Below are 9,074 nucleotides of genomic sequence, written 5' to 3'. Positions count from 1 at the left end.
GCTGCGCCGGCCGCCGCTGCGCCGGCCGCCGCTGCGCCGGCCGCCGAGGAGCCCACCCGGTCCCGCGGTCGGCACGCGGCCGCCTTGCCGGTGTCCACCGGCCCGCTCAGCGGATCCATCCTCGACCTCGGCACGTGGCGGCAGGCCCGCGACGCCGCGCGGTGGGTCGCCGGCGGGCGACGGCCGTGACCACCGGGCGCCTGCGCCGCCCGTCCGTGCTCGTCGTGCTCGGACTGGTCGCCGCCCTCGTGTTCGCGGTGCTCCTGCTCTCGGCCGCGGGAGCGCACGCCGCCCCCACCGCGCCCGCGGTCCCCACGGCGCCCACCGCTCCCGCCACCCCCGGATCCGGCGGGACCGGCGGCCTGAACCTGCAGATCAACGGCGCCAACGGCACGCCCTCGGCCGCCGTCGTCACCCTGATCGGCATCACCCTGCTCTCGGTGGCCCCCGCGCTGCTGCTGATGATGACGTCGTTCACCAAGATCTTCGTCGTCCTCGCGATGACGCGGAACGCGCTCTCCCTGCCGTCCATCCCGCCGAACCAGGTGCTCGCCGGACTCGCCCTGTTCCTCTCGCTGTTCGTCATGTTCCCCGTGATCTCGCAGATCAACACGGACGCCATCCAGCCGTACCTGCACGGCACCATCGACGTGGACACGGCCCTGCGCGTCGGCTCGGCCCCGCTGCAGAAGTTCATGGTCGCGCACACCCGCCAGGAGGACATCGCGCTGATGACCCGGGCGGCCGGGCTGTCCAACCCCGCCACTCCGTCGGCGGTGCCCCTGCAGACCCTGATCCCGTCGTTCATGATCTCGGAGTTGCGCGCGGCGTTCATCATCGGGTTCGTCATCTTCATCCCGTTCCTCGTCATCGACCTCGTGGTCTCCGCGGCCCTGATGTCGATGGGCATGATGATGCTCCCGCCGGTGATCATCTCCCTGCCGTTCAAGATCCTGCTGTTCGTGCTCGTCGACGGGTGGGGCCTGATCATCACCTCGCTGATCCAGAGCTATCAGGGGACCGGATGAACACGAGCGCCGTCCTCGACATCGGCCTCCAGGCCCTGCTGACCGCCGCGAAGCTGTCCGCGCCCGTGCTCGTCACGGCGCTCGTGGTCGGGCTCGCCATCTCGCTACTGCAGTCGATCACGCAGATCCAGGAGATGACCCTCTCGTTCGTGCCCAAGGCCATCGCCGTCGCCCTCGCCCTGCTCATCTGCGGGCACTGGATGATCACCGAGATGGTCGGTTTCACCCACGACATGATGGACCGCATCCCCGAGCTGCTCGCGGGGTCCATCGGATGACGCTGCCCGTCGACTTCGCCTGGCTGCAGACCCTCGGGCTCGCCGCCGTCCGGTTCACCGCGTTCCTCGTGATCGCTCCGCCGTTCTCCTCGCCCGCGTTCCCCGCGCGGATCAAGGCGATGCTCGGGGTGGGCCTGGCCCTCGCCGTGACGGGTCGGCTGCACCGTGCGGGCGAGATCGACGCCGTCACCCTGATCACCGGGGTCGCCCTCGAGGCGGCCACCGGGTTCGCCCTGGGCTTCCTCGTCTCCGTCATCTTCTCCGCGGTCCAGTCCGCCGGGTCACTGATCGACGTGTTCAGCGGCTTCCAGATGGCGCAGATGTACGACCCGCAGACCCAGGTCAACGGCGCCCAGTTCACCCGGCTGCTGCAGATGACGGCGCTCGCGCTGCTCATCGCCTCCGACGGGTACCAGCTCGTCCTCACGGGCCTGACCGGGTCCTTCTCCGCGATCCCGCTGGCCGGCGGCCTCGACCTGACCCGCCCGGTCGAGGCGATGACGAGCGCGGTGGGCGGCATGCTGGTCGCCGCCGTGCAGATCGCCGGGCCCCTGGTGGTCGTCCTCTTCCTCGCCGACGTCGGGCTCGGGCTGCTGACCCGGGTGGCGCCGGCGCTGAACGCGTTCTCCCTCGGGTTCCCGCTGAAGATCATGCTGACCCTCGCGCTCGGCTCGATCCTCTTCCTCGCCCTGCCGCGGGTCGTCTCGGCTCTCGCCGGCGACGCCGCGCAGGCGCTGACCGGGGTGCGGTGACATGGCCGACGCGCAGGAGAGAACCGAGGAGGCCACCGACAAGCGGATGCGGGAGGTCCGCTCGAAGGGCAAGCTGTCCCGCTCGCAGGACGCCACCGCGTGGCTCGCCGTCGGGGCCGCCGCCGTCATGACGGTGCCGACCATCGGCGCCGGCGAGGCGGCGCTGCGCAAGCAGCTCGCCGTCGTCCCGCAGATCATCGCCCACCCCGACCCCGAGGCGGCCACCCGCGCGCTCGGCGACGCGTTCTCCGACCTCGGCGGCGTGCTCGCCCCGCTCTTCGCCGTCACCGTGGCCGCGGTGCTCGCCGGCTCCGTGCTGCAGGGCGGCATCCACGTCAAGAAGTTCCGCCTCACCGGCGAGCACTTCAACCTCGTCGCTGGCTTCGGCCGGATGTTCGGCGGGCAGGCCCTGTGGGGCGGTGCCAAGGCGCTGCTGAAGACCGCCGTCGTCGGGATCGTGCTCGTGTTCGCCATCCAGTCGCTGGTGCCGGTGCTGATGACCGCCGGTGGCCTGCCGATCTCGGGCCTGCTCTCCGCCGCCGGCGGCGGGGCGGTCTCCCTCCTGCAGGGCGCCGTCGTCTCCGGCCTGCTCCTGGCCGGGCTCGACGTCCTCGTCGTCGCCCGACGCAACCGCAAGCAGACGCGCATGACCAAGCGCGAGGTCAAGGACGAGAGCAAGAGCAGCGAGGGCGATCCGCTGATCCGCTCGCAGCGCCGCGCCCGGCAGATGGCGATGAGCCGGAACCGGATGATCGCCGCGATCGCCGACGCCGACGTCGTGCTCGTCAACCCGACCCACGTGGCCGTCGCGCTGAAGTACGAGCCCGGCCGCTCCGCTCCGCGCGTCGTCGCCAAGGGAGCGGACCGGATCGCCGACCGGATCCGCGCGGAGGCGAAGGAGAAGGGCGTGCCCATGGTCAAGGACATCCCGCTCGCCCGCGCCCTGCACGGAGCCTGCGACATCGGGCAGGAGATCCCGCTCGAGCTCTACACCGCGGTGGCCGGCGTCCTCGCGTTCGTCATGTCCCTGGCCGCCCGCGGCGTCACCGGCGGGATGCACGAGATCGCCACCTCGCCCCACGCGGGCAGCTCGATCCTCGGGCCCCGGGTGGCCGTCCGATGAGCGTCCGCGCCGCCGGTGACCCGACCGGCGACCAGACCCCGAACAGCCCCCTGACCCACCGAACCGACGTCCCCGTGACCCGCGAAGGAGCCCGACCGTGAACCGTGGACTGACCCGCATGGCGGTGCCCGTCGGCATCGTCGGCATCGTCCTGCTGCTCGTCGTGCCCATCCCGGCCGCGCTGCTGGACGTGCTGATCGTCTGCAACATCCTGCTGGCGCTCGTCATCCTGCTCACCAGCATGTTCGTCAAGAAGCCGCTGGACTTCTCGGTCTTCCCGTCGCTGCTGCTGGTTGCGACCCTGTTCCGGCTCGGCCTGAACGTCGCCTCGACCCGCCTCGTCCTGGGGCAGGGCCACGCCGGCCAGGTGATCGCCGCGTTCGGTCAGGTGACCGTCGGCGGCTCGCTGATCATCGGCGCCGTCATCTTCCTCATCCTCGTCGTCATCCAGTTCATCGTCGTCACCAAGGGCGCCGAGCGCGTGGCCGAGGTCGGGGCGCGATTCACCCTGGACGCCATGCCCGGCAAGCAGATGGCCATCGACGCGGACCTGAACGCCGGTCTGATCACGGACACGCAGGCGCGCGAGCGGCGGGCCGACGTCTCCGCGGAGGCCGACTTCTACGGCGCGATGGACGGCGCGTCCAAGTTCGTCAAGGGCGACGCGATCGCCGGCATCGTCATCATCGCGATCAACATCATCGGCGGCATCGCGATCGGCATGCTGCAGCGCGGCCAGGAACTGGTCGACGCGATCAACACCTACAGCCTGCTCACCATCGGCGACGGCCTGGTCACCCAGATCCCGGCCCTGCTGATGGCGGTCTCCACCGGCATGATCGTCACCCGCTCGAACGCCGAGGCGGACCTCGGCCGCACCGCGTCCGCGCAGCTGGGCCAGTCCCGCACGGCGCTGCTCGTCGCCGGGGTCGCGGCGATCGCGATGGCGCTGATCCCCGGGATGCCGCCGCTGCCGTTCCTCGCCGTCGGCGCCGTGCTGATCATCGCCTCCCGGCGGATCAAGGACCGCGCCGAGGTGGACGAGACCGTGACGGAGGAGGCGCCCGAGCCGGATCCGACGGTCGTGCTGATGCAGCAGATGCGTGCGCAGCCGGTGGAGATCCTGCTCGCGCCGGACCTGATCGACCTCGTCGGCTCCGGCGGGGACGACCTGCTCTCGCGCGTGAAGGTGCTGCGCCAGGAGATCGCGATGCAGCTGGGCATGGTGCTGCCCCCGGTCCGCACCCGGGACAGCGTCGAGCTGCCGCCGGCGACCTACCTGATCCGGGTGGCGGGTGTCGACGTCGGCCGCGGCACCGCCCCCGCCGGGTCCGTGCTCGCCCTCGGTGAGTTCCTCGACGCGCTGCCCGGCATCCCCGTCGTCGAACCGGTCTTCGGCCTGGCCGGCCGCTGGATCCCCGCCGAACTCGCGCACAGCGCCGAGATGACCGGGGCGACGGTGATCGACCGGGTGTCCGTGATCGTCACCCACCTCTCCTCGATCGTCACCACCCACGCGTCCCGGCTGCTCTCCAGCGACGACGTCAAGGCCCTGACGGACGCGGTCAAGGAAGCGCATCCGGCCGCCGTCGACGGGCTCGTGCCGTCCCTGCTCTCCCTGCCCGAACTGCACCGGGTGCTGCAGGGCCTGCTCGCCGAGCAGGTGCCGATCAACGACCTGCCCCGCATCCTGGAGGCGCTCTCGCTGCGGGCCAAGTCCTCGGCCGACCCGGAGGGCCTGATCGAGTCGGCCCGCCAGGCGCTCGGGCCCGTGATCGTGCAGAAGCACGCCGACAACGGGGTGCTGGCGGTCATCACCCTGGACCCCGCGCTGGAGATGAGCCTGCTGGCCGACCTCCGGCCGGGGGAGTACGGCACCCAGCTGGTGCTCGAGGCACCGCGGCTGGACGCCTTCATGAACGCCTTCACCGTGGCCGTCTCGGCGGCCGAGCAGACCGGCCGCGCCGGCGTGCTGGTCTGTGCCCCGGCGCTGCGCCCGGCGATGCGCCGGCTGCTGCCGCACCCGCCGGCGGGGGTGCCGGTCCTGTCCTACAGCGAGGTGACCGCCAGCGCGGTGAACATCGAGACGATCGGAGTGGTCCGCCATGGCGCCGCACTTGCACCTGAGCGGTGACACGCTCGAGCAGGTCCGCGAGACCCTGCACACCCGGTACGGCGGCGCGGCGCGGCTCGTCTCGGCGGACAAGGTCCGCGACGGCGGTCTCGGCGGTCTGCTCGGCCGCTGGCACGTCGAGGTGGTGGCCGAGCTGCCCGAGGGCATCGCGATCGACGACGGCGGCGCCTCCTCCACGGCCACGCCTGACGACCCGGCCGCGCAGCAGCGCGCGACGGCGGAGCGCGGCGCGGCCGCGCACGAACTGAGCGGCCGGTCCGGGCTGGCGGCGCTGCTGGCCGCGGCCGACGACGAGGAGGAGCTGCTGCGCGACGTCGCCCCGGCGACCGGTGCGGTCGCCGTCGTCCCCGGTGCCGCTGCCGCTCCTTCTCCTGCTGCCGCTCCTGCTGCTCGAGCCGTTCCGACGGCCCCCCGCGGGCCGGTACCGGTGGCGGCTGCCGGCGGTAGCGGTGCCCCGGCGACGGCCCGCGCCGCCGCGCCGCTCGTGCCCGAGCTGGACACCCCGGCCACCCGCGGCCGTGACTTCGCCGCGCTGCTCAGCCGGCTGGGCGGCGAGGACCGCGCCACCGGAACGGCCCCGGCGACGGCGCCGGCCGGGAGCGGCGCCCTGACCGTGGCGGGCGGCATCGTCGACCCGGCCCCCGTCCTCACCGCGGCCGGCCGTCCCGTCGTCCCCGCGAGCGGGGCCGTGACCGGTGCGCCCACCGCGCCGGCGGGCGCGCGGAGCCTGGATGCCGCTGGTCCCGGACTCGTTCCCGGCGTCGTCCTGGCGGAGCTGTCGGTGGACGAGGTGCTGCCGGCGGAGCTGCCGGACGGCGCAGCGGCCGCGGAGCTCGTGGCACCGGTCGCACCGGTGACGGCGTACGCCGGTCCGCCGGTCCCTTCGGTGCTCGGCGCCCCCGGCGACCTCGTCGTCGTGCTCGGGGTGGGGGAGCGGGCCGTCGCGGCGGCACGGACCATGGCGGCGTCCGTCGGCGCGCAACTGCACACCGCCGGGACCGCCGAGGATCCGACGCTGCCCCGGCTGCAGGGTCCGCGTTCGGCGATCGCGGCCCGCGCCGGTGCGGTGCGAGCCGGCACCAGCGCGGTCGTCGGCTACGGCCTCGGGTCGCCGATCAGCCTCGGCACCCGGTCCGAGGTGACCGCCCAGCTATCCACCGCGGTCGGCCTCGGCGCGGACCAGGTGTGGCTCGTCGTCGACGCCCGGCACAAGCACGAGGACATCGAGCCCTGGGTGCGGCGCATCTCCTCCCGTGTGCCGATCGACGCCCTCGCGGTGATCGGCGTGGCGGAGACCGGCAGCCCGGAGACGGTCAACGAGCTCGGCCTGCCGGTAGGCTGGGTCGACGGCGGGCCGGCGGTCCGGGCGTTCCTGTGACCGGGTGTCCCCGGTGAGCCGGAACCGTCCGACGGCGTCCGGAGATCCCGCCCCCACGGCGTCATCCAGGGAAGGAGTCCGCCGATGCTGGTCCTGACCCGCAAGCCCGGCGAGAAGATCATGCTGGGCGATGACATCGTCATCACGTTCCTCGAGAACCGTGGAGGCGAGGGCATCCGCATCGGCATCGACGCGCCCCGGCACGTGAGGATCAAGCGACACGAGATCTTCACCGCGGTCGCCGACGCCAACCGGCAGGCGGCCGCCGAGTCCCCGGACACCACCGAGCAGACCCTGCTCGGCCAGCTGCCCCCGGTGCCCGGCCAGAGCTGAACCGCGCGAACCGGCGCGGTGCCGGTGTCAGCGGCGCCCTCTCGTGAGCGCGTGACTCAGCGCAGCAGGTCGCGCAGCTCCGAGGGCACCAGCCCGGTCAGCGCCACGCGGGCCCGCAGCCGGGCCTGCCCCGCCAGGGCGGCCGCGATCTCGGCGTCGACGTCGTGGTCCAGGTCGGGGTCCGCGTCCGGCTCGGTCGCGTCGGCGTTCAGCACCGTGTCCAGATCGGTGTCCAGTGCGGCGGGTGCGGAGCCCGCGGTCTCCCGGACGGCGAGCAGCGTGACGATCCGGTCGCTCTCGGCCTCGATCTCGTGGATGCGCTCCCGCATCGCCGTGCGGTGGTCGATGAGGATCGCGTCGAGCGGAGCTTCGACGGAGGCGGCCAGCTCCCGCAGTGATCGGTCGACGTCCGTGGTGGACATCACCGTGCGTTCCAGGGTCGCCACGCGCAGCGTCTCGACGGCCACGAGCAGCGCGTCCAGGGTGCGTTCGAGCCAGCGTTCGCCGGAGTGCTCCAGGTGCAACCGCACGGTCTGCAGGGCATAGAGGACCTCGTCCAGCTCGCGGCGTTCGTGCCAGACGAGGCTCGACAGATCGGCGGCGACCACGGGTCCTCCTCTCGAGGCGATCGAAGCGACACGCCGGTGCGCGCCTTCCGGCGAGACACGCCGGAATGAGTAAAATTGCCTGTTCCTAAACTTGAACCTTGTGATATTTTACCCATAACGCACGATCGGCTTTGGGGGTTGATCGCGCGCCGGCCGGACCGCACCGCGGACGGACTCCCATCAGGTCCGAGGGTTCTCGCTCGCGAGGACCGGACGACCACTGGTCTCAAGTGGGGAAAATTGGATATCGAACGCCGTAACCGGCTGGTGGTGGAGAATCTGCCTCTCGTCGGCTACCTGGTCTCAGACCTGTGCGCGCGAGCCACGCACCTCTCGCGCGATGATCTTGCCGCTGCCGGCGCGCTCGCTCTTGTGCTTGCCGCCGACGCCTTCGACGAAGAGCTGGGTGTCCCCTTCGGGGCCTTCGCCCGGCGACGTATCCAGGGCGCATTCCTGGACGACCTCCGCGCCGGGGACTGGGCCACTCGGTCCGCGCGCAAACGGATCAAGAGCACGCTCGCCGTCTCGGAGACGCTCACCGCGTCCCTCGGGCGCAAGCCCACTTCGGACGAGATCGCCGCGGCGCTCGGATCCACGCGTGCCGAGGTGGATGCGGCCCTGGCCGACGCCGCCCGCACGGTCTCCACCATCGACGAGACGGTCGAGGATCGCGTCGCCTCCTCGGCGGTGGGTCCGGAGGAAGCGACCCTCGCCGCCGAACGATCCCGCTACTTGGCCGCTGCCGTCCAGGCGCTGCCCGAGAGCATCCGGATCGTCGTCGAGGCCGTCTATCTGCAGGGACGGGCCGTCAAGGACGTCGCCGCGGAGCTCGGCGTCACGCACGCCGCGGTCTCGCAGCGCCGTGCCGAGGGCATCCGACTGCTGCGCGACGGTCTGGCCGTGCACTACGCCGACGACCCGACGCGTCAGCCGGTGGCCAGCCCGCAGCTCGCCGTCGGCCGCCGCAGCGCCTACCTCGGTGCGCTGGCCGATCTGACCACCGCGTTCCACCGCCCCACCACGCCGCACACCGCGCCGGTGATCGCAGCCGCCGGCTGACCCGGCCTCCAGCCCTGCGGGGCGGCGGCGAACGGCCCCGACCCCGTGGATGACGACGAACCCCTCTGACCCGCCGGTCAGGGGGGTTCGTTCCGTCTGAGTCCCGGATACGGAGCCCGGACCTCGGAGCGCGACGAAGACGCGCCGGTCAGGTTCCGCCGCCGATCCGGCGCGCCCGGAAGTCGCGGGTGTCGACGTCGAGCGCGTGACCCCGGGGCCGGGAGGACCGGGCCGTGGCCGGGCACGAGAAAGCCCCCGCCGATCCGCGGAACGGATCGACGAGGGCGGGACGAGCCTCCTGCCAGAATCGAACTGGCGACCTTCTCATTACGAGTGAGACGCTCTACCGACTGAGCTAAGGAGGCACGGGCGCGCGAGCAC

Annotated in this window: 9 protein-coding genes, 1 tRNA gene and 1 pseudogene; 9 read left to right on the top strand and 2 right to left on the bottom strand. The window is 72.5% G+C overall.

Annotation, left to right across the window (positions count from 1 at the left end; all coding sequences use genetic code 11):
* From BGP79_RS16815 to BGP79_RS00155, 8 genes and pseudogenes are all read left to right on the top strand, one after another.
* Positions 1 to 189: pseudogene (locus BGP79_RS16815) on the top strand (hypothetical protein); the annotation flags it as partial.
* Entirely contained in the window at positions 186 to 1,028 is an 843-nt protein-coding gene (fliP, locus tag BGP79_RS00185) for a flagellar type III secretion system pore protein FliP (RefSeq protein ID WP_143588245.1), read from the top strand. The pseudogene BGP79_RS16815 and the gene fliP, both read left to right, overlap by 4 nt.
* Positions 1,025 to 1,306, top strand: coding sequence for a flagellar biosynthesis protein FliQ (gene fliQ, locus BGP79_RS00180; protein ID WP_076692685.1), 282 nt, complete (start codon positions 1,025 to 1,027; stop codon positions 1,304 to 1,306). Before fliP ends, fliQ begins: the two co-directional genes overlap by 4 nt.
* Positions 1,303 to 2,058, top strand: a complete 756-nt coding sequence (locus BGP79_RS00175) for a flagellar biosynthetic protein FliR (RefSeq protein WP_076692684.1) — start codon at positions 1,303 to 1,305, stop codon at positions 2,056 to 2,058. Before fliQ ends, BGP79_RS00175 begins: the two co-directional genes overlap by 4 nt.
* A 1-nt stretch (position 2,059) precedes the next feature.
* On the top strand, positions 2,060 to 3,181 hold the full coding sequence (locus BGP79_RS00170; RefSeq protein ID WP_076692683.1) for a flagellar biosynthesis protein FlhB: 1,122 nt from the start codon (positions 2,060 to 2,062) through the stop codon (positions 3,179 to 3,181).
* Positions 3,182 to 3,299: 118 nt separating this feature from the next.
* The gene (locus BGP79_RS00165) at positions 3,300 to 5,315 is read left to right on the top strand and encodes a flagellar biosynthesis protein FlhA (RefSeq protein WP_076692692.1); all 2,016 of its coding nucleotides are present in this window, start codon (positions 3,300 to 3,302) and stop codon (positions 5,313 to 5,315) included.
* Positions 5,287 to 6,693: a hypothetical protein gene (locus BGP79_RS00160; RefSeq protein ID WP_076692682.1), complete on the top strand. Its 1,407-nt coding sequence runs from the start codon at positions 5,287 to 5,289 to the stop codon at positions 6,691 to 6,693. The genes BGP79_RS00165 and BGP79_RS00160 overlap by 29 nt, the downstream gene beginning before the upstream one ends.
* A gap of 84 nt (positions 6,694 to 6,777) precedes the next feature.
* Positions 6,778 to 7,026 (top strand): carbon storage regulator, encoded by a 249-nt coding sequence (locus BGP79_RS00155; protein WP_076692681.1) that lies wholly within the window; start codon positions 6,778 to 6,780, stop codon positions 7,024 to 7,026.
* Positions 7,027 to 7,082: 56 nt separating this feature from the next.
* Here BGP79_RS00155 and BGP79_RS00150 read toward each other — a convergent pair whose 3' ends face one another.
* Complete coding sequence (locus BGP79_RS00150) at positions 7,083 to 7,634, bottom strand: hypothetical protein (RefSeq protein WP_076692680.1); 552 nt, start codon at positions 7,632 to 7,634, stop codon at positions 7,083 to 7,085.
* A 267-nt stretch (positions 7,635 to 7,901) separates the two neighbouring features.
* On the opposite strand from BGP79_RS00150, the gene BGP79_RS00145 reads away from it, so the two are divergent.
* The gene (locus BGP79_RS00145) at positions 7,902 to 8,693 is read left to right on the top strand and encodes a sigma-70 family RNA polymerase sigma factor (RefSeq protein ID WP_369800134.1); all 792 of its coding nucleotides are present in this window, start codon (positions 7,902 to 7,904) and stop codon (positions 8,691 to 8,693) included.
* Between the two features lie 292 nt (positions 8,694 to 8,985).
* Here the strand turns inward: BGP79_RS00145 and BGP79_RS00140 are convergent.
* A tRNA-Thr gene (locus BGP79_RS00140) sits at positions 8,986 to 9,058 on the bottom strand.
* Between the last annotated feature and the right edge of the window lie 16 nt (positions 9,059 to 9,074).

It is taken from the genome of Tersicoccus sp. Bi-70 (genome assembly GCF_001968825.1).
GTDB lineage: Bacteria > Actinomycetota > Actinomycetes > Actinomycetales > Micrococcaceae > Tersicoccus.
This window is presented reverse-complemented; position numbering and strand designations above follow the sequence as displayed.